At 60.5% G+C, this 21,692-nt stretch carries 23 protein-coding genes; 14 read left to right on the top strand and 9 right to left on the bottom strand.

Annotation, left to right across the window (positions count from 1 at the left end; translation table 11 throughout):
* Window positions 1–194 precede the first annotated feature (194 nt).
* The 3 genes from QK296_RS10345 to QK296_RS10335 all read right to left on the bottom strand — a co-directional run bounded on the left by QK296_RS10345 (window position 195) and on the right by QK296_RS10335 (window position 2,294).
* Window positions 195–728 (bottom strand): hypothetical protein, encoded by a 534-nt coding sequence (locus tag QK296_RS10345; RefSeq protein ID WP_003194866.1) that lies wholly within the window; start codon window positions 726–728, stop codon window positions 195–197.
* Window positions 729–859: 131 nt separating this feature from the next.
* Window positions 860–1,060, bottom strand: a complete 201-nt coding sequence (locus QK296_RS10340) for a hypothetical protein (RefSeq protein ID WP_003194864.1) — start codon at window positions 1,058–1,060, stop codon at window positions 860–862.
* Between the two features lie 193 nt (window positions 1,061–1,253).
* On the bottom strand, window positions 1,254–2,294 hold the full coding sequence (locus QK296_RS10335; RefSeq protein WP_003194862.1) for a low specificity L-threonine aldolase: 1,041 nt from the start codon (window positions 2,292–2,294) through the stop codon (window positions 1,254–1,256).
* A 90-nt stretch (window positions 2,295–2,384) separates the two neighbouring features.
* On the opposite strand from QK296_RS10335, the gene QK296_RS10330 reads away from it, so the two are divergent.
* The 8 genes from QK296_RS10330 (at window position 2,385) to fdhA (ending at window position 12,341) form a co-directional block, all read left to right on the top strand.
* On the top strand, window positions 2,385–3,113 hold the full coding sequence (locus tag QK296_RS10330) for a TraX family protein (RefSeq protein ID WP_003194860.1): 729 nt from the start codon (window positions 2,385–2,387) through the stop codon (window positions 3,111–3,113).
* Between the two features lie 236 nt (window positions 3,114–3,349).
* Window positions 3,350–4,603 carry a serine hydroxymethyltransferase gene (gene glyA / locus QK296_RS10325; RefSeq protein ID WP_003194857.1) on the top strand — a complete coding sequence of 418 codons (1,254 nt, stop codon included), beginning with the start codon at window positions 3,350–3,352 and terminating at the stop codon, window positions 4,601–4,603.
* Between the two features lie 22 nt (window positions 4,604–4,625).
* A complete protein-coding gene (locus tag QK296_RS10320) occupies window positions 4,626–5,876 on the top strand; it encodes a sarcosine oxidase subunit beta (RefSeq protein ID WP_282390887.1) in 1,251 nt (416 codons plus the stop codon).
* Between the two features lie 15 nt (window positions 5,877–5,891).
* Window positions 5,892–6,194, top strand: coding sequence for a sarcosine oxidase subunit delta (locus QK296_RS10315; RefSeq protein ID WP_003194855.1), 303 nt, complete (start codon window positions 5,892–5,894; stop codon window positions 6,192–6,194).
* Window positions 6,191–9,208 carry a sarcosine oxidase subunit alpha gene (locus QK296_RS10310; protein ID WP_192002872.1) on the top strand — a complete coding sequence of 1,006 codons (3,018 nt, stop codon included), beginning with the start codon at window positions 6,191–6,193 and terminating at the stop codon, window positions 9,206–9,208. The genes QK296_RS10315 and QK296_RS10310 overlap by 4 nt, the downstream gene beginning before the upstream one ends.
* A gap of 136 nt (window positions 9,209–9,344) precedes the next feature.
* Window positions 9,345–9,977 (top strand): sarcosine oxidase subunit gamma family protein, encoded by a 633-nt coding sequence (gene soxG / locus QK296_RS10305; protein ID WP_014720232.1) that lies wholly within the window; start codon window positions 9,345–9,347, stop codon window positions 9,975–9,977.
* Between the two features lie 125 nt (window positions 9,978–10,102).
* Window positions 10,103–10,960, top strand: coding sequence for a formyltetrahydrofolate deformylase (gene purU, locus QK296_RS10300; protein WP_057702207.1), 858 nt, complete (start codon window positions 10,103–10,105; stop codon window positions 10,958–10,960).
* Window positions 10,961–11,141: 181 nt separating this feature from the next.
* Window positions 11,142–12,341 carry a formaldehyde dehydrogenase, glutathione-independent gene (gene fdhA / locus QK296_RS10295; protein ID WP_003194849.1) on the top strand — a complete coding sequence of 400 codons (1,200 nt, stop codon included), beginning with the start codon at window positions 11,142–11,144 and terminating at the stop codon, window positions 12,339–12,341.
* 137 nt (window positions 12,342–12,478) lie between these two features.
* Here fdhA and QK296_RS10290 read toward each other — a convergent pair whose 3' ends face one another.
* Window positions 12,479–12,982, bottom strand: a complete 504-nt coding sequence (locus tag QK296_RS10290; RefSeq protein ID WP_144020179.1) for a hypothetical protein — start codon at window positions 12,980–12,982, stop codon at window positions 12,479–12,481.
* A 221-nt stretch (window positions 12,983–13,203) separates the two neighbouring features.
* Window positions 13,204–13,662: an anti-sigma factor gene (locus QK296_RS10285; RefSeq protein ID WP_003194846.1), complete on the bottom strand. Its 459-nt coding sequence runs from the start codon at window positions 13,660–13,662 to the stop codon at window positions 13,204–13,206.
* 135 nt (window positions 13,663–13,797) lie between these two features.
* Here QK296_RS10285 and QK296_RS10280 point away from each other — a divergent pair, with 135 nt between their 5' ends.
* Window positions 13,798–14,370 (top strand): DUF2780 domain-containing protein, encoded by a 573-nt coding sequence (locus QK296_RS10280; RefSeq protein ID WP_003194844.1) that lies wholly within the window; start codon window positions 13,798–13,800, stop codon window positions 14,368–14,370.
* Here QK296_RS10280 and QK296_RS10275 read toward each other — a convergent pair.
* A complete protein-coding gene (locus QK296_RS10275; protein WP_282390886.1) occupies window positions 14,367–15,251 on the bottom strand; it encodes an acyltransferase in 885 nt (294 codons plus the stop codon). The genes QK296_RS10280 and QK296_RS10275 overlap by 4 nt on opposite strands.
* A 171-nt stretch (window positions 15,252–15,422) precedes the next feature.
* On the opposite strand from QK296_RS10275, the gene QK296_RS10270 reads away from it, so the two are divergent.
* The 5 genes from QK296_RS10270 to QK296_RS10250 are packed head-to-tail and all read left to right on the top strand — an operon-like array spanning window position 15,423 to window position 19,619.
* Entirely contained in the window at window positions 15,423–15,923 is a 501-nt protein-coding gene (locus QK296_RS10270) for an ATP-dependent zinc protease (RefSeq protein ID WP_094773884.1), read from the top strand.
* Window positions 15,924–15,931: 8 nt separating this feature from the next.
* Window positions 15,932–16,600 (top strand): two-component system response regulator CreB, encoded by a 669-nt coding sequence (gene creB / locus QK296_RS10265; protein ID WP_003194839.1) that lies wholly within the window; start codon window positions 15,932–15,934, stop codon window positions 16,598–16,600.
* Window positions 16,600–18,039 (top strand): two-component system sensor histidine kinase CreC, encoded by a 1,440-nt coding sequence (gene creC, locus QK296_RS10260; RefSeq protein WP_282390885.1) that lies wholly within the window; start codon window positions 16,600–16,602, stop codon window positions 18,037–18,039. The genes creB and creC overlap by 1 nt, the downstream gene beginning before the upstream one ends.
* A gap of 51 nt (window positions 18,040–18,090) precedes the next feature.
* Window positions 18,091–19,440: a cell envelope integrity protein CreD gene (creD, locus tag QK296_RS10255; RefSeq protein ID WP_094773882.1), complete on the top strand. Its 1,350-nt coding sequence runs from the start codon at window positions 18,091–18,093 to the stop codon at window positions 19,438–19,440.
* Window positions 19,437–19,619, top strand: a complete 183-nt coding sequence (locus QK296_RS10250) for a hypothetical protein (RefSeq protein ID WP_164692215.1) — start codon at window positions 19,437–19,439, stop codon at window positions 19,617–19,619. The genes creD and QK296_RS10250 overlap by 4 nt, the downstream gene beginning before the upstream one ends.
* Here QK296_RS10250 and QK296_RS10245 read toward each other — a convergent pair.
* The 3 genes from QK296_RS10245 to QK296_RS10235 all read right to left on the bottom strand — a co-directional run bounded on the left by QK296_RS10245 (window position 19,604) and on the right by QK296_RS10235 (window position 21,677).
* Complete coding sequence (locus tag QK296_RS10245) at window positions 19,604–20,233, bottom strand: glutathione S-transferase family protein (protein WP_094773880.1); 630 nt, start codon at window positions 20,231–20,233, stop codon at window positions 19,604–19,606. The genes QK296_RS10250 and QK296_RS10245 overlap by 16 nt on opposite strands.
* Window positions 20,234–20,394: 161 nt before the next feature.
* A complete protein-coding gene (locus tag QK296_RS10240; protein ID WP_003194833.1) occupies window positions 20,395–20,577 on the bottom strand; it encodes a hypothetical protein in 183 nt (60 codons plus the stop codon).
* Complete coding sequence (locus QK296_RS10235) at window positions 20,574–21,677, bottom strand: PepSY-associated TM helix domain-containing protein (RefSeq protein ID WP_094773879.1); 1,104 nt, start codon at window positions 21,675–21,677, stop codon at window positions 20,574–20,576. The genes QK296_RS10240 and QK296_RS10235 overlap by 4 nt, the downstream gene beginning before the upstream one ends.
* Between the last annotated feature and the right edge of the window lie 15 nt (window positions 21,678–21,692).

Raw genomic sequence — 21,692 nt, 5'->3', positions numbered from 1 at the left:
TGGTAACACCTTCCAGGACGCTCCGCGTCCCGTCGCAAATGAAGGGTGACGCGGAGCGTCACGGGCTGCATTCCCACGCGGAGCGCGGGAACGATCTTCCCGGCAGAAGGCTACATGCTCGTTCCCACGCTCTGCGTGGTAACACCTTCCAGGACGCTCCGCGTCCCGTCGCAAATGAAGGGTGACGCGGATCTTCAGAGCCAAGGTTGGATGTCGATCAGGCCTGGCATACCTGCATAGTTGCGGGCGCTGGAGTAACGCCAGTGTTCAGCCAGGTCCACATAGCCTCGCTTTATGGGGTTGTGATGGATGTAATCAAGCTTCTGGCGCATGACTGCCTCGCTGTAAACCAATTCCGCATGTGAACCTTCCTGCCACAGTTGATAAACACGATCTGTCTTGTGTGCACGCTTGCAGAAACGCAGGCGCTGCAATACCCGCTCCGCGCCTTTGCTTTGCAGGTCGTCAATGATGGTGCGGGCGGTGAAGGATTTGAATTGGCTGACGCACTTTCCCAGATCGGGCGCTTGAGCAATAAAGTGCAAGTGATTTTCCAAGATGACGTAACCAAACAAGTTTAAAGCGTGGTTGCTTTGTTGATATCGCCAGCAATCCAGAAGATGGTCCACCAGGTAGTTGCGGGTGAAGAGGGGGAGCCATTCCATGACAGTGCAGGTGAGGAAGTGGGGTTTTTCGGGTTCGGTGATGACATAGCGGCTTCTGCCCACGTGTTCATCCTTGATTTCGGGTGGGCGCGGAGCGTCCGAGGAGGCATTCCCACGCGGAGCGCAGGAGCGATCATGATTCAGCGTCGCGTCGCAGGCCATGAATCTGCGACGCGGCGCTTAGGCGTTAACAGTTATTGGGCGTAGATATGGACAACGAAGTGCTGGCCTGAGTTTGTCAATTCGTAGGCTTTGTCGTAGATGGTCAACGTCCGTGATGGCTCTTGAATGGTGTCCCCGATTTTGGCGTGTTTCCTGAACTCGTCCCAGTCTATGACCGTGGTGCTAGTGCTGCCGCCGCTTTGCAGTGTGTTGCCATTGCTTTGATATTCCATGAGAAACCTCTCCATTGATGTGCCTTTGCGGCCGATTATTCGGCTGGCGGTGAAACCCGAAAGGTGGCAGTTATCGCTGCGTTTTCCTTGCGGGTAACAAGAGGCTAGACAATGAAAGCGAGCTACGTAGCGGTCAGAAATATCAAAAAACAGTCTCGGCAATCGGCCAGTACCAACTGGCCGAATTCGTACGTTAAGCGTTCATTACTTCCCGAATATCGGCAGCCAATTCCCTTACACGCTCTTCCTCGGTATCCCACGCACACATGAAACGCGCACCGCCTTTGCCGATGAAGGTGTAGAAGCGCCAGCCCTTGGCGGTCAGCGCTGCAATCGCGGGCTCCGAGAGTTGCAGGAATACGCCGTTGGCCTGTACCGGGAACATCAATTCCACGCCGGGAATATCTGCCACTAGGCTGCTGAGCAGTTGTGCACAGTGGTTGGCATGGCGTGCATGTTTGAGCCAGGCGTCGTTTTCCAGCAGGCCCACCCACGGGGCCGAGAGGAAGCGCATTTTCGAGGCCAACTGGCCGGCCTGTTTGCAGCGGTAGTCAAAGTCTTCAGCCAGTTTGTGATTGAAGAACAGGATGGCTTCACCCACGGCCATGCCGTTTTTGGTGCCGCCAAAGCACAGCACGTCCACGCCGGCTTTCCAGGTCAGGTCGGCCGGTGAGCAACCCAGGAATGCACAGGCATTGGCGAAGCGTGCGCCGTCCATGTGCAGGTTCAGGCCCAGCTCTTTACAGGTAGCGCTGATGGCGCGGATTTCTTCCGGGGTGTACACGCTGCCGACTTCGGTGGCCTGGGTCAGGGTGACTACGCGGGGTTTGGGGTAGTGGATGTCCTGGCGCTTGAGGGCGATCTCGCGGATCGATTCCGGGGTCAGCTTGCCGTTTTCGGTGCGGGCAACCAGCAGTTTGGAGCCGTTGGAGAAAAACTCCGGCGCGCCGCATTCGTCGGTCTCGACGTGGGCGGTTTCCGAGCAAATCACGCTATGGTAGCTCTGGCACAACGAGGACAGCGCCAGGGAGTTGGCGGCCGTACCGTTGAAAGCGAAGAACACCTCGCAGTCGGTCTCGAACAGATTGCGGAAACCGTCGGCGGCGCGGTGGGTCCATTCATCATCGCCGTAGGCGCGCTGATGGCCCTGGTTGGCTTGTTCCATGGCGGCCCAGGCTTCCGGGCAGATGCCGGAATAGTTGTCACTGGCGAATTGTTGGCTCTTGTCGGTCATGGCCCGTTCCTGTGGTCGATGTTGGTGCGCACTTTACCCAAGATTGCCGGGGGCGCGCACGCACTGTAAATGCAAAGTCGTTGGGGAATTATGCACGGTACTCACACCCTGCCTGTCGGACCTGTCCGAGATGGCGCTTTGGATCTGCTCAAGTGGCTGGCGCTGCTGAGTATGGTGCTTGATCACCTGCGCTATGTGGGGCTGAGCCTGGATGGGCTATACGTGCCGGGGCGCCTGGCGTTTCCATGGTTCTGCCTGGCGATTGCGGCCAATTTGCATCGCGTCCGTTACGCCCCGGTGACCGGCCATTGGCGCTACTTGGGTTGGTTGCTGCTGTTCAGCGTGATCAGCGAAGTGCCTTATCGGATGTTTATCGAAGATGCTGATACCTTGAACGTGTTGCCGACCCTGGCGCTGGGCCTGCTGGTTGCCCGAGGTTGGCAGCAAAAGGCGTTGGTTGATCGAGGATTGGCGCTGATCGCCGCTACAATGGCAGCCGTGTTTTCACAGCATTTGATGTTCGGTTTCTTTGGTGTATTGCTGCCACTGGCGTTATTGCTGGTGTTTCGACGGCCCTGGTATTTCAGCGTGCTGCCGGGTTTGGTCTGCGTCGCCGCCAATCAGTGGCAGATTCTGCTCAATAGCGGCACGCTTGTGGCGCTGTTGGGGTTGGCTACATGTCTGAGTGCGCCGCTGGCTGGGTTGGTCTTATTGCGACACGGCAAAAACGCCAAACCCCCGGCCATGCGACGCTGGGCCTATGCCCTGTATCCCATGCATTTTCTTCTGTTGCTACTCGTTCGCAAACTCATCGCCTAACCCCTGTGGGAGCTGGCTTGCCTGCGATGCAGACACCTCGGTCTGCCCGTTGCACCGCAGCGATGCGATCGCAGGCAAGCCAGCTCCCACACAAGCTTTTGCACATTCTTCAGCCCATGTCGTAAACGCACCTTTGCGTGGCGTGCGCAGGCATTTGGCCCGCACGCGCCAGCCCTACCATCGCATCAAAGGGCCCTGCGAGGGCCTCAACAATACGAAAGGCTGGGAGAGACGCGATGTTCAGCAAACAAGACCAGATTCAGGGATATGACGACGCACTGCTGGCGGCGATGAATGCCGAGGAGCAGCGCCAGGAAGATCATATCGAGCTGATCGCGTCGGAGAACTACACCAGCAAGCGCGTGATGGAAGCGCAAGGCAGCGGCCTCACCAACAAATACGCCGAAGGCTACCCGGGCAAGCGCTACTATGGTGGCTGCGAGCATGTGGACAAGGTCGAAGCCCTGGCCATCGAACGCGCCAAGCAGCTGTTCGGCGCCGATTACGCCAACGTGCAGCCGCACTCCGGTTCCTCGGCCAACAGCGCCGTGTACCTGGCGCTGATCAATGCCGGCGACACCATTCTGGGCATGAGCCTGGCCCACGGCGGTCACCTGACCCACGGCGCTAAAGTGTCGTCCTCGGGCAAGCTGTACAACGCGGTGCAATACGGCATCAACACCGACACCGGCTTGATCGACTACGACGAAGTCGAGCGCCTGGCGGTCGAGCATAAGCCGAAGATGGTGGTGGCGGGTTTCTCGGCCTACTCCAAAACCCTGGATTTCCCACGCTTTCGTCAGATCGCCGACAAAGTAGGCGCGCTGTTGTTCGTCGACATGGCCCACGTTGCCGGCCTGGTCGCCGCCGGCCTGTACCCCAACCCGCTGCCTTATGCCGACGTGGTCACCACCACCACCCACAAGACCCTGCGCGGTCCACGGGGCGGCCTGATTCTGGCCAAGGCCAACGAAGAAATCGAAAAGAAACTCAACGCTGCGGTATTCCCCGGCGCCCAGGGCGGCCCGCTGATGCACGTGATCGCCGGCAAGGCCGTGTGCTTCAAGGAAGCGCTGGAGCCCGGCTTCAAGGCGTACCAGCAGCAAGTGATCGATAACGCCCAGGCCATGGCCGAAGTGTTCATCAAGCGTGGCTACGACGTGGTCTCCGGCGGCACCGACAACCACCTGTTCCTGGTCAGCCTGATCCGCCAGGGCCTCACCGGCAAAGAGGCGGACGCCGCCCTGGGGCGCGCCCACATCACCGTCAACAAGAACGCGGTGCCGAATGACCCGCAGTCGCCGTTCGTGACCTCGGGCCTGCGCATCGGTACCCCGGCGGTGACCACCCGTGGCTTCAAAGTGCCGCAGTGCGTTGAGCTGGCCGGCTGGATCTGCGACATCCTCGACAACCTCGGCGACGCCGATGTCGAGGCCAACGTGGCCAAGCACGTGTCTGCCCTGTGCGCTGATTTCCCGGTTTATCGCTGAGCGCGGTTTTGGAGTAATGACTATGCAACGCTACTCAGGCTTCGGCCTCTTCAAGCACTCCCTCAGCCATCACGAAAACTGGCAGAAGATGTGGCGCACGCCGACCCCGAAAAAGGTCTACGACGTAGTGATCGTCGGCGGCGGCGGGCATGGTCTGGCGACCGCCTACTACCTGGCCAAGGAACACGGCATCACCAACGTGGCGGTGGTCGAGAAAGGCTGGCTGGGCGGCGGTAACACCGCGCGCAACACCACCATCGTGCGTTCCAACTACCTGTGGGACGAGTCGGCGCACCTGTATGAACACGCTATGAAACTCTGGGAAGGTTTGTCCCAGGACCTGAACTACAACGTGATGTTCTCCCAGCGTGGCGTGTACAACCTGTGCCACACCCTGCAGGACATCCGTGATTCCGAACGCCGCGTGAGCGCCAACCGCCTCAACGGTGTGGACGGCGAGCTGCTGAATGCCCAGCAAGTGGCCGACGAGATTCCGTACCTGGATTGCTCGAAGAACACCCGCTACCCGGTGCTCGGCGCCACCGTGCAACGTCGCGGCGGCGTGGCCCGTCACGATGCCGTGGCCTGGGGCTTTGCCCGTGCTGCCGATGCCTTGGGCGTGGACCTGATCCAGCAGACCGAAGTGATCGGGTTCCGCAAGGAAAACGGCGTGTGCATCGGCGTGGAAACCAACAAGGGCTTTATCGGCGCCAAGCGTGTCGGTGTGGTGACTGCCGGTAATTCCGGGCACATGGCTTCGCTGGCGGGCTTCCGCCTGCCGATCGAATCCCACCCGCTGCAAGCCCTGGTGTCGGAGCCGATCAAGCCGATTATCGACAGCGTGATCATGTCCAACGCCGTGCACGGTTATATCAGCCAGTCCGACAAGGGCGACCTGGTGATCGGCGCCGGTATCGACGGCTACAACGGTTACGGCCAGCGCGGTTCGTACCCGGTGATCGAGCACACCATCCAGGCCATCGTCGAGATGTTCCCGGTGCTGTCACGGGTGCGCATGAACCGCCAGTGGGGCGGCATCGTCGACACCACGCCGGATGCCTGCCCGATCATCTCCAAGACCCCGGTACCGAACATGCTCTTCAACTGCGGTTGGGGTACGGGCGGCTTCAAGGCCACCCCAGGCTCAGGCAACGTGTTTGCCGCCAGCCTGGCCAAGGGTGAAATGCACCCACTGGCCGCACCTTTTTCCATCGACCGTTTCCACAACGGTGCGTTGATCGACGAACACGGCGCTGCGGCCGTCGCCCACTAACAGGAGAAATTCCCTATGTTGCATATCTTCTGTCCTCACTGTGGCGAACTGCGCTCCGAAGAGGAATTCCACGCGTCCGGCCAAGCGCACATCCCGCGCCCGCTAGACCCGAATGCCTGCACCGACGAGCAGTGGGGCGACTACATGTTCTTTCGCGATAACCCGCGCGGCCTGCACCACGAACTGTGGATCCATGCCGCCGGTTGCCGCCAGTATTTCAACGCCACCCGCGACACTGTGACCTACGAAATTCTTGAAACCTACAAGATCGGTGAGAAGCCTCAGTTCACCGCCAAGGCCTCTGGAGAGAAGGTATGAGCCAGATCAATCGCCTGTCCAACGGTGGCCGCATCGACCGTAATAAAGTCCTGACGTTTACGTTCAACGGTCAGAGCTACAAGGGCTTTGAAGGCGACACCCTGGCCGCAGCCCTGCTGGCCAACGGTGTCGACATCATTGGCCGCAGCTTCAAATATTCGCGCCCACGGGGCATCTTTGCCGCGGGCGCCGAAGAGCCGAACGCGGTGCTGCAGATCGGCGCCACCGAAGCCACGCAGATCCCCAACGTGCGCGCCACCCAACAGGCGCTGTACCAGGGCTTGGTTGCTACCAGCACCAACGGCTGGCCGAGCGTGAACAACGACATGATGGGGATTCTCGGCAAGGTCGGCGGCAAGCTGATGCCGCCGGGTTTCTACTACAAAACCTTCATGTACCCGCAATCGTTCTGGATGACCTACGAGAAGTACATCCGCAAGGCGGCGGGCCTTGGTCGCTCGCCCACCGAGAACGACCCGGACACCTATGACAACTTCAACCGTCATTGCGACGTGCTGGTGGTGGGCGCAGGCCCTGCGGGCCTCGCGGCTGCGCTGGCCGCTGCGCGCAGCGGTGCTCGGGTGATCATCGCCGACGAGCAGGAAGAGTTCGGTGGCTCGCTGCTCGACTCCCGTGAAAGCCTCGACGGCAAGCCGGCCACTGAATGGGTCGCCAGCGTCATTGCCGAATTGAAAGCCCTGCCGGACGTGGTGCTGCTGCCCCGCGCCACCGTCAACGGCTACCACGACCATAACTTCCTGACCATTCACGAACGCCTGACCGACCACCTGGGTGACCGTGCGCCGATTGGCGTGGTGCGTCAGCGTATCCACCGCGTACGTGCCAAGCGTGTGGTGCTGGCCACCGGTGCGTGCGAGCGTCCGCTGGTGTACGGCAACAACGATGTGCCGGGCAATATGCTCGCAGGTGCGGTGTCTACCTACGTGCGTCGTTATGGCGTGGCACCGGGTAAAAAACTGCTGCTGTCGACCAACAATGACCATGCCTATCGCGTAGCGCTGGATTGGTTCGATGCGGGCCTCACCGTTGTCGCGGTGGCCGATGCGCGCCACAACCCACGCGGTGCACTGGTGGAAGAAGCTCGTGCCAAAGGTATTCGCATCCTCACCGGCAGCGCCGTGATCGAAGCCCGTGGCAGTAAGCACGTCACTGGCGCCCGCGTAGCGGCCATTGATGTTAAAGCGCATAAAGTCACCAGCCCCGGCGAGTGGCTGGACTGCGACCTGGTCGCCAGCTCCGGCGGTTACAGCCCGGTGGTGCACCTGGCCTCGCACCTGGGCGGCAAGCCGACCTGGCGTGAAGATATCCTCGGGTTTGTACCGGGCGAAGCACCGCAAAAGCGCGTGTGCGTCGGTGGCATCAACGGCGTCTACGGCCTTGGCGATTCCCTCGCCGATGGCTTTGAAGGTGGTGTGCGTGCGGCCAGCGAAGCCGGTTTTGCCCCGGTTGAAGGCACGCTGCCAAAAGCCTTGAGCCGTCTTGAAGAGCCAACCCTGGCACTGTTCCAGGTGCCCCACGAAAAAGCCACTGCACGGGCGCCCAAGCAATTTGTCGACCTGCAAAACGACGTGACCGCCGCCGCCATCGAACTGGCCACCCGCGAAGGTTTCGAGTCGGTGGAGCACGTCAAACGCTACACCGCGCTGGGCTTTGGCACCGACCAGGGCAAGCTGGGTAACGTCAACGGCCTGGCCATCGCGGCCCGTTCGCTGAACGTGACCATCCCGCAGATGGGCACCACCATGTTCCGTCCCAACTACACGCCGGTCACGTTCGGCGCCGTAGCGGGCCGTCACTGTGGGCACATTTTCGAACCGGTACGCTACACCGCGCTGCAAGCCTGGCACGTGAAGAACGGCGCCGAGTTTGAAGACGTCGGCCAGTGGAAACGCCCATGGTATTTCCCGCGCAACGGTGAAGACCTGCACGCCGCGGTGAAGCGCGAATGCCTGGCGGTGCGTGACAGCGTCGGCCTGCTGGACGCCTCCACCCTCGGCAAGATCGACATTCAAGGCCCGGATGCCCGCGAGTTCCTCAACCGTATCTACAGCAACGCCTGGACCAAGCTCGACGTGGGCAAGGCGCGCTACGGCCTGATGTGCAAGGAAGATGGCATGGTCTTCGACGACGGCGTGACTGCCTGTCTGGCCGACAACCACTTCCTGATGACCACCACCACTGGCGGCGCCGCCCGCGTGTTGCAGTGGCTGGAAATCTACCAACAGACCGAATGGCCGGACCTCAAGGTGTACTTCACCTCGGTCACCGACCATTGGGCAACCATGACCTTGTCGGGCCCCAACAGCCGCAAGCTGCTGGCGGAAGTCACCGACATCGACCTGGACAAGGACGGCTTCCCGTTCATGACCTGGAAGGAAGGCCTGGTGGGCGGCGTGCCGGCGCGGGTGTTCCGTATCTCGTTTACCGGTGAGCTGTCGTACGAAGTCAACGTGCAGGCCGACTACGCCATGGGCGTGCTGGAAAAAATCGTCGAGGCCGGCAAAAAGTACAACCTGACCCCGTACGGCACCGAGACCATGCACGTCCTGCGCGCCGAGAAGGGCTTCATCATCGTCGGGCAAGACACCGACGGTTCGATGACCCCGGACGACCTGAACATGGGCTGGTGCGTCGGCCGTACCAAGCCGTTCTCGTGGATCGGCTGGCGCGGGATGAACCGTGAAGACTGCGTGCGTGAAGAACGCAAGCAGTTGGTGGGGCTCAAGCCGATTGACCCGAACGTGTGGCTGCCGGAAGGCGCGCAGTTGGTGTTCGATCCGAAGCAGACGATTCCGATGAAGATGGTGGGTCACGTTACCTCAAGTTATGCGCATAACTCCCTGGGCTATTCGTTTGCCATGGGTGTGGTGAAGGGCGGCTTGAAGCGCATCGGCGAGCGGGTGTTCTCGCCGCAAGCGGATGGCAGCGTGATCGAGGCCGAGATTGTGTCTTCGGTGTTCTTTGACCCCAAAGGTGATCGGCAGAACGTCTGACACCTGATCGTTCCCACGCTCTGCGTGGGAATGCATTCCGGGGCGCTCTGCGCCCCAAGGGCGGACGCAGAGCGTCCATGGCGGCATTCCCACGCGGAGCGTGGCAACGATCAACAGAATTCAGAACAGGTGCTTTATGACAGCAGCCAATGTTTACCAACAACGCCCCACCACCGGCGCCAAGGCCGAGTCGTCGCTGCACCATGCCGACCTTGCCAGCCTGGTCGGCAAGGGCCGCAAGAATGCCGGCGTGACCGTGCGTGAAAAGAAACTCCTCGGCCACCTGACTATCCGTGGCGATGGCCACGACGCCGCCTTCGCCGCTGGCGTACACAAGGCCGTCGGCATTGAACTGCCCGGCCCGCTGAGTGTGGTCTTCAAAGGTGAAACCAGCCTTCAGTGGCTTGGCCCGGACGAGTGGCTGTTGATCGTGCCGAGCGGTGAAGAATTCGCCGCCGAACAGAACCTGCGTGCCGCCCTGGGCGACCTGCATATCCAGATCGTCAACGTCAGCGGCGGCCAGCAGATTCTTGAACTGAGCGGCCCGAATGTGCGCGATGTGCTGATGAAGTCCACCAGCTACGACGTACACCCCAACAACTTCCCGGTCGGCAAAGCCGTGGGTACGGTGTTCGCCAAGTCGCAATTGGTGATCCGTCATACGGCTGAAGACACCTGGGAACTGCTTATCCGTCGCAGCTTCTCGGATTACTGGTGGTTGTGGTTGCAGGATGCCTCGGCTGAGTTCGGCCTGAGCGTTGTCGCATGATGATCATTCCCACGCTCCGCGTGGGAATGCATACCGGCACGCCCCGCGTCCCAAAAGCGGACGCAGAGCGTCCATGGCGGCATTCCCACGCAAAGCGTGGGAACGATCAGCCTGAGGAGTGACCCATGAGCCGCGCACCCGATACATGGATTTTGACCGCCGATTGCCCCAGCGTGCTCGGCACGGTGGACGCGGTCACCCGCTACCTGTTTGAGCAAGGCTGCTACGTCACCGAGCACCATTCGTTTGACGACCGCCTCTCGGGTCGGTTTTTCATTCGTGTTGAGTTCCGTCAGCCTGACGGCTTTGACGAGCAGGCGTTCCGCGACGGCTTGGCGAGCCGTGGTGAAGCTTTTGGCATGATCTTCGAACTGACGGCCCCGAACTACCGGCCCAAAGTGGTGATCATGGTCTCCAAGGCCGATCACTGCCTGAACGACCTGCTGTATCGCCAGCGCATCGGCCAATTGTCGATGGACGTGGTCGCGGTGGTGTCCAACCACCCTGATCTCAAACCGTTGGCCGACTGGCACCAGATTCCCTACTACCATTTCCCCCTCGACCCCAACGACAAACCGTCCCAGGAGCGCCAGGTGTGGCAAGTGGTGGAAGACACCGGCGCCGAACTGGTGATTCTTGCGCGCTACATGCAAGTGCTGTCACCAGAGCTGTGCCGCAAGCTGGACGGCAAGGCCATCAACATTCACCACTCATTGCTGCCGGGCTTCAAGGGCGCCAAGCCTTATCACCAGGCGTACAACAAGGGCGTGAAACTGGTGGGCGCCACGGCGCATTACATCAACAACGATCTGGATGAAGGGCCGATCATCGCCCAAGGCGTGGAGGTGGTGGATCACAGCCACTATCCCGAGGATTTGATTGCCAAGGGGCGGGATATCGAAGGGCTCACATTGGCGCGGGCGGTGGGGTATCACATCGAGCGGCGGGTGTTCTTGAACGCCAATCGCACCGTCGTTCTTTAGATCACTATCGCAGGCAAGCCAGCTCCCATTCCTGGATGTGTGAACCCGATCCACTGTGGGAGCTGGCTTGCCTGCGATGAGGCCCTTACAAGCAACACAAGAAACAGCATCTGTACCCGAGCACTTAACGCGCTGCCCCAAGGGCAACGCAGTTCCATAAAAACAACAGCGAGGTGAAAGCATGTCTGGTAATCGTGGTGTCGTGTATCTCGGCAACGGCAAGGTCGAAGTACAGAAAATCGACTATCCCAAAATGCAGGACCCCCGTGGCAGGAAGATTGAGCACGGCGTCATCCTGCGCGTGGTCTCCACCAACATCTGCGGCTCCGACCAACACATGGTGCGCGGGCGCACCACGGCCCAGACCGGCCTGGTGTTGGGGCATGAAATCACCGGCGAAGTGATCGAGAAAGGCAGCGACGTCGAGAACCTGAAAATCGGTGACCTGGTCTCCGTGCCGTTCAACGTTGCTTGCGGGCGCTGCCGCTCGTGCAAGGAACAACACACCGGCGTGTGCCTGACCGTCAACCCGGCCCGTGCCGGTGGTGCCTATGGCTACGTCGACATGGGCGACTGGACCGGTGGCCAGGCCGAGTACGTGCTGGTGCCGTACGCCGACTTCAACCTGCTGAAACTGCCGGATCGCGACAAGGCCATGGAGAAAATCCGTGACCTGACCTGCCTCTCCGACATCCTGCCCACCGGCTACCACGGCGCTGTTACTGCCGGCGTCGGCCCAGGCAGCACTGTCTATATCGCCGGTGCCGGCCCGGTGGGTCTGGCGGCCGCCGCCTCCGCTCGCTTGCTGGGTGCAGCGGTGGTGATCATCGGCGACGTCAACTCGATCCGTCTGGCCCACGCCAAGGCCCAGGGTTTTGAAGTGGTCGACCTGTCCACTGACACCCCGCTGCACGAACAGATCGCCGCGTTGCTCGGCGAGCCGGAGGTGGACTGCGCCGTGGACTGCGTGGGCTTTGAAGCACGCGGCCACGGCCACGACGGCGTCAAGGCCGAAGCCCCTGCCACGGTGCTCAACTCGCTGATGGGCGTGGTGCGCGTGGCGGGCAAGATCGGTATCCCAGGTCTGTACGTGACTGAAGATCCAGGTGCGGTCGATGCCGCCGCGAAAATGGGCAGCCTGAGCATCCGCTTCGGCTTGGGTTGGGCCAAATCCCACAGCTTCCACACCGGGCAGACGCCAGTGATGAAATACAACCGCCAACTGATGCAGGCGATCATGTGGGACCGTATCAACATTGCCGAGATCGTCGGCGTGCAGGTGATCAGCCTGGATGACGCGCCACGCGGGTATGGCGAGTTCGATGCGGGCGTGCCGAAGAAGTTTGTGATTGATCCGCATAGTTTGTTTAGTGCAGCTTGAGTTCAAGATAAAAGGGCGGCCAACGGCCGCCCTGCTGCATTATTTGAAAGCTAGGACTTTCATAGTGAGGTAACGCGCGTTTAGCGGCTTTGAATTCTCCACGCGACAACCCACGCTGAGAGGTCTGGTAGTCGTATTTATTTAAAAGAGCAACTTGTATGGGTGCAGTACTTGTTGATCGTGCCGGCTGTATTAGTGGTGGTTTCATTTTCCCAAGTGCCAGCATCCGGTTTAGGTAGCTCGCCGACGCGTTTGACCAGTCGGATTCGAGCGTCATCTCCCGCGCCAACATAATCGCATCTGATGTAGGCGACAGTTGTGCCCGGACTTTCTGTTTCATTGGGATCCTCCGATCCCTCTGTACTTGAAATTACCCGTTGCGCCAGTGTGACCCTGTCAAAGTGTAGCCCTGCATTCAGGTAAGACTTCTCAGCGTCGGGTGCGCCGGGCTGATTGGAGCCTTTCCAATTACCAAACTGGTATTTGTAGGTTCCGTTGTCCAAGGAACCAGTGACCTGACTGAGATCTGGACAGCTTTCCGCCGACGCGTAAGTGGCTCCAAATAACGCAGCCAGCGATATAAAACCTGACAGGCAGAACATGCTCAGAGAAGGCTGTTTTTTGAATGTTGAGGGGTTCATCCTTGTTTGCTCCAGTGCTTGAAGGAGTCTCCATCATCAATATTTAATTTGATATGAGCTACTGTGAATGTTGACAGGTTTTTAGATTCATTTTTTATACGGTCTATAATCAAATTGAATAAGTATTCAAAATGTCTGATCGTGTAATGGGCGATTTACAGGTGACGTTGGAGCGGGCAAGCCCGCTCCGACAGTTTGAACCGAGTTTGCGCAGCCGATGATTAGCGAGTGGCCAGTGCCCCTTGATACACCGTAGGCCCGGTTGGCTGCTTACTCACTGAACCACCTTTGGTTTCAGAACTTACCATCAACTCCACCGGTTGTTTGATCGTCTCCTGCTGGCGGGGGTTCAGGCCAATGATGCCTTTGCCATCCTCCGGTAACAGGCCAAGTGACACCGGTGCGCCATCTTTAGGGATCGCCCAGAGTTCAAGGCTTTGGTCCGGTGCTGGCGCCGTGGAGGCAATCGGTTCTACTTCCAGGTAATCCTTGTGGGCCATGATCTGTGCGGCTGGCTGCTGGGTCGTGGTCACCAATGTCGCCGCGGATTTGACGCTGTCCTGGGTGTAGAGCGCGCCGCCGATACCGGCAACCACCACCACGCAGGCGCCGATGAACAGGCGAGGGCGGCTCCAGAACGCAGGCTTGTGCTCAATCACTGGGGGTTGGATCGCAGTCATAAGTCTCTTCTCGACAAATTCTATAGTCAGTTCATGGACCCGCTTATCCTCGATGGGTTCCTGAGGGGCTTTGGAACAACCGACGGGATACCCAGTCCAACGCCTGCTTTACCCCTATATCCAGAGGTTGTTTCGATGAAGATTTCACGCGGTTTTGCCCTGTCCTGCCTGTTGACCGTGGCCGCCGGCCCGGTATTCGCCGCAGGTTTCAGCCTTGGCGATGCAGCCAACGCCATTTCCGGCATGCAGGGTGGCAACAACAAGGCCGCTGCCGCCGCGCCCACGTCGCAGACGGCCGACCTGCTGACGGCCTTGACCTCGCAACTGAACATCACCCCCGAGCAAGCGGTGGGCGGCACGGGCGCTATGCTGGGCCTGGCCAAGAACAAATTGAGCGGCAATGACTTCTCGCAGCTGAGTAACAGTGTGCCGGGCCTCGACAAGCTGTCGGGTAATAACGCATTGGGCAGCCTCGGTGCCTTGAGCGGGATGCTCGGCCAAACCGGCGGCAGCAAGACCAGCGGCCTGGACGGCCTGTTGGGCAACGTGAAAAGCACCAATGACTTGAACACCGCCTTCAGCGCCTTGGGCATGGACAGCGGCATGGTCGGTCAGTTTGCCCCGGTGATCCTGAAATACCTCGGCGGCGAGGGCGCCAGCAGCTCCGTACTGGGTAAATTGGCTCAGGCTTGGGGCACCGGCAGCTAAGGCTCTTCGCGCAGTTGTTCGATGCGCGCATCCTTTTCCATCCAGAGCTGGTTGACCCAGTTCTGGACGGTCTGGCGAAACGCCGGATCGTTCTCGTAATCCCCTTGCCACAACGCCGGGTCCAGTTCGCGGGTGCGGATATCCACGATCACCTTCGGCACCGCGCCGCTGATCAAGTCCCAGAACCCCGGAATCTTTTGTTGCGGGTACACCACGGTCACGTCGAGGATCGCGTCCAACTGTTCGCCCATCGCCGCCAGCACAAAGGCCACACCGCCCGCCTTGGGCTTGAGCAACCGGTTATACGGTGAAGCCTGTTGCGTGCGCTTGGCCTCGTTGAACCGCGTGCCCTCCAGGTAATTGACCACGGTGACCGGCTGGCGTTTGAACAGCTCGCACGCTTGCTTGGTGATCTTCAAATCCTGCCCCGCCAGCTCCGGGTGCTTGGCCAGGAACGCCTTGGTGTAGCGCTTCATGAAGGGGTAATCCAGCGCCCACCAGGCCAGGCCGAGGAAGGGCACCCAGATCAGTTCTTTTTTCAGGAAGAACTTGAAGAACGGTGTGCGCCGGTTCAATGCCTGGATCAGTGCGGGAATGTCGACCCAGGATTGGTGGTTGCTGATCACCAGGTAAGAGGTATCGCCGCGCAGGTCCTCGCCACCGCGAATATCCCATTGGGTGGGGATGCACGCGGCGAAGATCAGCTTGTCGATCTCGGCCCAGGTCTCGGCGATCCACATCACCGCCCATGAGGCATAGTCACGCGAGCGCCCTGGCGCCACCAGCTTGAGCAGGGCGAAGACCATCAAGGGGCCGATCAGGATCAGCGTGTTGAGTAACAGCAGCAGTGTAACCAGACAGCCGGTGAGCAGGCGGCGCATAAGCAACTCTTGGAAATCTGTGGGCGGGCCATGATAAGCAAGGTGAGTCTAGAGGCCAAATCGCAAAATGCCCGACGAATGTTTCACACTGTGCGCGATATGCTCGGTCATCCAACTAAGTGCTGTGTTTGCGGTCTAGACTCCGCCCACTTCTTTCGAGGAAATCCTGCCGTGAAATTACTCCTTGCCGCGTTCGCCCTGGTTGCCGTACCTGTCATGGCGGCCGAACCGACCCTTTACGGTCGCTACGAATACATCCAGTTGCCGGAGATCGGCCAGACGTTCAAGGCCAAGATGGACACCGGCGCACTGACCGCCTCGCTGTCGGCGCGTGACATCGAAACCTTCAAGCGCGACGGCGATGACTGGGTGCGCTTCCGCCTCGGCGGTGAGGATGCCGGTAACAAGGTGTATGAGCACAAGGTGTCGCGCATCAGCAAGATCAAGAGCCGCGCCGACGAAGATGATGACAAGGACGAAGCCAGCGTGGCCAAGCGCCCGGTGATCGACCTGGAAATGTGCCTGGGCGACGTCAAGCGCACCGTCGAGGTCAACCTCACTGACCGCAGCAGTTTCAACTACCCACTGTTGATCGGCGCCAAGGCCCTGCGTGAGTTTGGTGCTGCGGTGAACCCGGCGCGTCGTTACACTGCCGACAAACCGGACTGCTGATTGAACCCATGCCGCACATCCTGATTGTCGAAGACGAAGCGGCAATAGCCGACACGCTGATCTTTGCCCTGCAAGGCGAAGGCTTCACCACTACCTGGCTGACGCTCGGCCAGGCCGCGCTGGAACATCAGCGCCAGACCCCGGCCGACCTGGTCATCCTCGACATCGGCCTGCCGGACATCACCGGCTTTGAAACCTGCAAGCAATTGCGCCGCTTCAGTGAAGTGCCGGTGATGTTCCTCAGTGCCCGGGATGCCGAGATAGACCGGGTGGTGGGGCTGGAGATCGGCGCCGACGATTATGTGGTCAAGCCTTTCAGCCCACGGGAAGTGGCGGCGCGGGTCAGGGCGATTCTCAAGCGGGTCGGCCCGGGTGTGGCGCCAACCCTGTTCCAAGTGGATCTGGAGCGCATGCAGATTCTCTATCGCGGCCAACCCTTGAGCCTCACGCGCCATGAGTTCCGCCTGCTGCAAAGCCTGCTGGAACAACCCGAGCGTGTGTTCAGCCGCGAGCAACTGCTGGACGCGGTGGGCGTACCCTTTGATGCCGGTTACGAGCGCAATATCGACAGCCATATCAAAAGCCTGCGCAGCAAGCTTCGGAGTGTGGCGGCGGACGCCGAGCCGATCCAGACCCATCGTGGCCTCGGCTATAGCTACAGCCCGAGCCACAGCTGATGCGCCTGGGGCTGCGGATTTTCCTGGTGTATGCGCTGTTTATCGGCCTGACCGGCTACTTCGTGCTCAACACCGTGATGAAGGAAATCCGCCCCGGCGTGCGCCAGTCCACCGAAGAAACCTTGGTGGACACCGCCAACCTGTTGGCCGAAATCCTGCGCGAGGACGTGAAGAACGGCACCCTTGGCCAGAGTCATTGGCCAGCGCTGCTCAAGGCCTATGGCAACCGTCAACCGGGTGCGGTGATCTGGGGGCTGCCGAAAAACCAGGTCAACCATCGCATCTACGTGACTGACGCCAAGGGCAGGGTATTGCTCGACTCCAGCGGTGAAGCGGTGGGCCAGGACTATTCGAAATGGAACGACGTGTACCTGACCCTGCGTGGCGAATACGGCGCGCGCTCCACCCGCAGCGATGTGGACGACCCGACTTCATCAGTGATGCACGTGGGGGCGCCGATTCGCGATAACGGCCAGATCATCGGCGTGGTCACCGTGGCCAAGCCCAACAGCTCGTTGCAACCCTACGTGGATCGCACCGAGCGGCGCCTGCTGTGGTACGGCGCCGGGCTGGTCACCCTGGGGCTGCTGCTGGGCGCGCTATTGTCGTGGTGGCTGACGGTGGCCCTCAGACGCCTTACCGCCTATGCCGAAGCCGTGAGCGAGGGCCGCCGCGCCGAGTTGCCGCATTATCGCGGCGGCGAGCTCAAGCAGTTATCCACCGCCGTGGAACACATGCGCACGCAGCTGGAAGGCAAGGCTTACGTAGAGCGCTACGTGCATACCCTGACCCATGAATTGAAAAGCCCGTTGGCGGCGATTCGCGGCGCGGCGGAGTTGTTGCAGGGCGATATGAGCCGCGAGCAGCAGCAGCGGTTTGTCGGCAATATCGACAGCGAAAGCGCGCGCCTGCAGCAGCTGATCGAACGCCTGTTGAACCTGGCCCAGGTGGAGCAGCGCCAGGGTCTGGAAGAGCAGTCGAGCATTCCTTTGGCCGCGCTGGTTGAGGATGTGCTCAAGGCTCAATGTGCGCGGATCGAAGGCGCCGGCTTGCACGTCGAGCAGACCATCGCCGCCGATCTGCGGGTGTTTGGCGAACCCTTCCTGCTGCGCCAGGCTTTGGGTAACCTGCTGGACAATGCCCTGGATTTCACCCCGCCCGGCGGCACGCTGAGGTTCAGCGCCCAGGTGCGGCATCACGAGGTGCAGGTCAGCCTGTTCAACCAGGCCGAGGCGATTCCCGATTACGCCTTGCCGCGCCTGAGCGAGCGCTTCTACTCGCTGCCGCGCCCGGCCAGTGGGCGCAAAAGTACGGGCCTGGGGCTCAACTTTGTCGAAGAAGTGATGAAGCTGCACGGCGGCACCCTGCAGATCGGCAATGTGCCAGGCGGCGTGCAAGCGGTGCTGCATCTCCACACAGTCTCCACATTGCCCACATAAACTCCCCATACCGGCTGGGCAGACTCTCCCCATCAAAACAGGGAGAGACCCATGAACCGCAACCTGCTTTTCAAATTGGGCGCGATTGCGCTGCTGATCCTGCTGTTGCTGATTCCATTGTTGATGATCAACGGCATCATCAGCGACCGTCAGCAACTGCGCGACGGCGTATTGATGGACATTGCCAGAAGCTCAAGCTTTGCCCAGCGCCTCACCGGGCCGGTGATGGTGGTGCCGTATCGCAAGACCGTGCGTGAGTGGAAGCTCAATGAAAAGCTCAACAAGCGCTACGAAGAAACCCGTGAAGAACGCGGACGTCTGTATTTCCTGCCGGACCGTTTTGAACTCGACGGCAAGGTGCAAACCGAACTGCGCTCGCGGGGGATCTACCAGGCGCGGTTGTTCCATGCCGACAACCGTATCAGCGGGCGTTTCGAGCTGCCTGCGCAGTTGGGGATCACCGAAGACTTTGCCGATTACCGTTTTGAGCCGGCGTTTCTGGCGGTGGGCATCAGTGATATTCGCGGCATTGAAAACGCGCTGAAGCTGGAACTGGGTGAGCAGCGGCTGGAGTTCTCGCCGGGTTCCCAAGTCGATTGGCTGGGCGAGGGTGTGCATGTGACGTTGCCCGAGCAAGACAGCAAGAAACCCGCCGTGGTGGAGTTCGCCTTCGACCTGCGCCTGCAAGGCACCGAGCAACTGCAAGTGGTGCCCGTGGGCAAGACCAGCCAGGTGTCACTCGCGTCCAACTGGCCGCACCCGAGCTTTATCGGCAACTTCCTGCCGGCTCAACGTGAGGTCACCGACCAGGGTTTCAGCGCCAATTGGCAGACGACATTCTTCTCCACCAATCTGGAACAAGCCCTGCAGAACTGCCTGGACGGGCAAGGCTGTGAAAACTTCAGCAACCGCAGCTTTGGCGTGAACTTCATCGACCCGGTAGACCAGTACCTCAAGAGCGACCGGGCGATTAAATATGCGCTGTTGTTTATCGCGCTGACCTTTGCTGGCTTCTTCCTGTTCGAGGTGCTCAAGAGTTTGGCGGTGCACCCGATCCAGTACGCTTTGGTGGGCGTCGCGCTGGCGTTCTTCTACCTGCTGCTGTTGTCCTTGTCCGAGCATCTGGGCTTTGCCCTGGCCTACCTGATATCCGCCAGCGCCTGTGTGGTGTTGATCGGCTTCTACGTGTGCCATGTGCTGCGCAGCGTTGCCCACGGCCTGGGGTTTTCGGCCGGACTGGCGGCGTTGTATGGCTTGCTGTACGGGTTGCTCAGTGCCGAGGATTACGCGCTGTTGATGGGCTCGCTGTTGCTGTTTGGCCTGTTGGGCACAGTGATGGTGCTGACACGCAAGCTGGATTGGTACGGCGTGGGTAAACGCCAGGTGGAGCAAGGGCAATGATCGGACTGCGCGAAGACCAGCAGATGAAGGCGAAGATGGTCAACTTCCTCAATCACACCGCCTCACACTGTAGGAGCGAGCTTGCTCGCGAAGGACGCCAAGACACCACGTTTAACCAGACTACCCGCGTTATCGTTGACGATTTTCGCGAGCAAGCTCGCTCCTACAGGGGCGGCTGAGTCTGCTGCATCGAAGGCCGCAGGCTGACCTCGGCGTACCAGGCGGCAAGCTTGGGGTTGTCCGAGCGCCACTGCATATCCGGATGACGAAAGTCGATATAACCCAGTGCACAGGCCACACTGATGGTGGCGATGTCGAAGTGGCTGGCCAGTTCGGCAATGGCGTCTCGCTCCAGCTCGGCGAGGGCGCGGCGGATCTTGTTGCGCTGTTCTTCCAGCCAGGGCGCCCAGTGTTTTTCTGGCGGGCGCATGGCGGTCTCGTAACGCACCAGCACGGCGGCATCCATGATGCCGTCAGCCATCGAGGCCAGGGTCAGGCGCCGCCAGCGGGCCGAGCCGTCGCGGGGGATCAGCGGGTTGCCGACATGCTGGTGGTCGAAGTAATCGAGGATCACCCGGCTGTCGTGCAATACCGAACCGTCGGCCAGGCGCAGGGCCGGGATCTTGCCGGTGGGGTTGCCTTGCACCACATCGGCGTCCGGGGTGATGGGCGTGGGCATGCAAGCGTGCAGGGCCACGCGGTCTTGTTGGCCGGTCTCGATCAGCAGCACACGGACTTTGCGCACGAAGGGTGACGCTGGGTTGTGGAACAAGGTCATGCTGGGCGCGGACATGGGCATTCCTCGAGGTGAATTGTGGCTAGCCTAGAGGGTTGTGCGGTGCCTGGCGAGGGGGCCACGTTGTTTTTGCGGCCTCATCGCAGGCAAGCCAGCTCCCACATTGGACGGCGTTCCCAGGTCAAAATGTGGGAGCCGGCTTGCCTGCGATAGCGACCTCAGCCGCGCCGCTTAACCAACCCCCATACACCCATCATTGCCGGTATCCCGAGCCCGATCCAACTCAACGAATCCCACCACCCATCCCCCAGCAGCGCTGCAAATAACCCGGCGGCACTGAGCAGGCCAATCCCCAGTGGTATGGCAAACACCTTCCAGAAATTCGACTGCCGCGGCTTCATACCCTGGCCGCCTTGCGCCGTACAATCCATAAGTAAATGCCGCTGACCAGCACGATGATGGTCAACACATCCAGCACCGCCCACAGGACTTTCATCGGCATGCCGCCGTAATCACCAAAATGCAGGGGTTGGGACATGCCCATGGCGTCCATGTACCACGGCCGTTCGGCGATGGCAGTGACGGCCAGGGTGCTGGCGTCGATCAGGACCGGTGTCAGCAAATGGGAGGTCAGGTGCGTGCTGCCTTTCATGAACACAGCGTAGTGATGTTCGCTGGAGAAGCGTGTGCCGGGGAAGGCGATAAAGTCTGGCTCCATACCCGGTGCGGCCTTGGCGGCAATGCTCAACAGCTCGGTGGCGGGTGCGCGCTGGGTCAGCGGCGGGGCGTTCTTGTAGGGTTCGATCATGGCGCTGAGGCTGTCCTCGCGCCACGCCGCGATGATCAGGTCGGCGCAGGCGCTGATCACGCCAGTCACACCCACCACCAGCGCCCAGGTCAGGGTGACCACGCCGATCAGGTTGTGCAGGTCGAGCCAGCGCAGGCGGGTGGACTTATCCTGGCGCACCGTGGCGAACTTCAAGCGACGCATGAACGGCAGGTACAACACCGTGCCCGAGATAATCGCCAGCACAAACAGAATGCCCATGAACGCCAGCAATAACTTGCCCGGCAGCCCGGCAAACATATCCACATGCAGGCGCAGCAGGAACAGGGTGAAGCCCCCATTGGCAGACGGCATTTCGACGGTTTCGCCAGTGCGGGCATCGAGCATGAAGGTGTACGACGAGTTCGGCTCCGTGCCTGCTGTGGCCGCCATGATCGCGATCACGCCGTTGTTGTCGTCTTCGTCCCAGGCCAGGTACTGCATGGCCTCGCCGGGGCGATGGGCCTGGGCTTTAGCCACAAGCTGCTCAAGGTTGAGCCGGGGCGTATCGGCGGGCATCTGCGCCAGTTCGGGCTCATTGCCCAGCAGGTGGTCGATCTCGTGGTGAAACACCAACGGCAGGCCGGTGAGGGCGAGCAGCAGCAGGAATACGGTGCAGATCAGGCTGGTCCAGGTGTGGATGAAGGACCAGCGGCGGATGGTTTTGCTTTTCATCACGGCTCCAAAGGC

Source organism: Pseudomonas sp. AL10 (assembly GCF_029960685.1).
Classification (GTDB): domain Bacteria; phylum Pseudomonadota; class Gammaproteobacteria; order Pseudomonadales; family Pseudomonadaceae; genus Aquipseudomonas; species Aquipseudomonas lactis.
The sequence above is the reverse complement of the archived record's forward strand: the minus strand, read 5'-3'. Positions and strand labels throughout refer to the sequence as shown.

What these genes read in the sequence shown, in the direction of transcription:
- QK296_RS10340 (WP_003194864.1), bottom strand. Translation starts at nt 1,060, where the DNA reads ATGGAATATCAAAGCAATGGCAACACACTGCAAAGCGGCGGCAGCACT.
- QK296_RS10335 (WP_003194862.1), bottom strand. Translation starts at nt 2,294, where the DNA reads ATGACCGACAAGAGCCAACAATTCGCCAGTGACAACTATTCCGGCATC.
- QK296_RS10330 (WP_003194860.1), top strand. Translation starts at nt 2,385, where the DNA reads ATGCACGGTACTCACACCCTGCCTGTCGGACCTGTCCGAGATGGCGCT.
- glyA (WP_003194857.1), top strand. Translation starts at nt 3,350, where the DNA reads ATGTTCAGCAAACAAGACCAGATTCAGGGATATGACGACGCACTGCTG.
- QK296_RS10320 (WP_282390887.1), top strand. Translation starts at nt 4,626, where the DNA reads ATGCAACGCTACTCAGGCTTCGGCCTCTTCAAGCACTCCCTCAGCCAT.
- QK296_RS10315 (WP_003194855.1), top strand. Translation starts at nt 5,892, where the DNA reads ATGTTGCATATCTTCTGTCCTCACTGTGGCGAACTGCGCTCCGAAGAG.
- QK296_RS10310 (WP_192002872.1), top strand. Translation starts at nt 6,191, where the DNA reads ATGAGCCAGATCAATCGCCTGTCCAACGGTGGCCGCATCGACCGTAAT.
- soxG (WP_014720232.1), top strand. Translation starts at nt 9,345, where the DNA reads ATGACAGCAGCCAATGTTTACCAACAACGCCCCACCACCGGCGCCAAG.
- purU (WP_057702207.1), top strand. Translation starts at nt 10,103, where the DNA reads ATGAGCCGCGCACCCGATACATGGATTTTGACCGCCGATTGCCCCAGC.
- fdhA (WP_003194849.1), top strand. Translation starts at nt 11,142, where the DNA reads ATGTCTGGTAATCGTGGTGTCGTGTATCTCGGCAACGGCAAGGTCGAA.
- QK296_RS10290 (WP_144020179.1), bottom strand. Translation starts at nt 12,982, where the DNA reads ATGAACCCCTCAACATTCAAAAAACAGCCTTCTCTGAGCATGTTCTGC.
- QK296_RS10285 (WP_003194846.1), bottom strand. Translation starts at nt 13,662, where the DNA reads ATGACTGCGATCCAACCCCCAGTGATTGAGCACAAGCCTGCGTTCTGG.
- QK296_RS10280 (WP_003194844.1), top strand. Translation starts at nt 13,798, where the DNA reads ATGAAGATTTCACGCGGTTTTGCCCTGTCCTGCCTGTTGACCGTGGCC.
- QK296_RS10275 (WP_282390886.1), bottom strand. Translation starts at nt 15,251, where the DNA reads ATGCGCCGCCTGCTCACCGGCTGTCTGGTTACACTGCTGCTGTTACTC.
- creB (WP_003194839.1), top strand. Translation starts at nt 15,932, where the DNA reads ATGCCGCACATCCTGATTGTCGAAGACGAAGCGGCAATAGCCGACACG.
- creC (WP_282390885.1), top strand. Translation starts at nt 16,600, where the DNA reads ATGCGCCTGGGGCTGCGGATTTTCCTGGTGTATGCGCTGTTTATCGGC.
- creD (WP_094773882.1), top strand. Translation starts at nt 18,091, where the DNA reads ATGAACCGCAACCTGCTTTTCAAATTGGGCGCGATTGCGCTGCTGATC.
- QK296_RS10250 (WP_164692215.1), top strand. Translation starts at nt 19,437, where the DNA reads ATGATCGGACTGCGCGAAGACCAGCAGATGAAGGCGAAGATGGTCAAC.
- QK296_RS10245 (WP_094773880.1), bottom strand. Translation starts at nt 20,233, where the DNA reads ATGTCCGCGCCCAGCATGACCTTGTTCCACAACCCAGCGTCACCCTTC.
- QK296_RS10240 (WP_003194833.1), bottom strand. Translation starts at nt 20,577, where the DNA reads ATGAAGCCGCGGCAGTCGAATTTCTGGAAGGTGTTTGCCATACCACTG.
- QK296_RS10235 (WP_094773879.1), bottom strand. Translation starts at nt 21,677, where the DNA reads ATGAAAAGCAAAACCATCCGCCGCTGGTCCTTCATCCACACCTGGACC.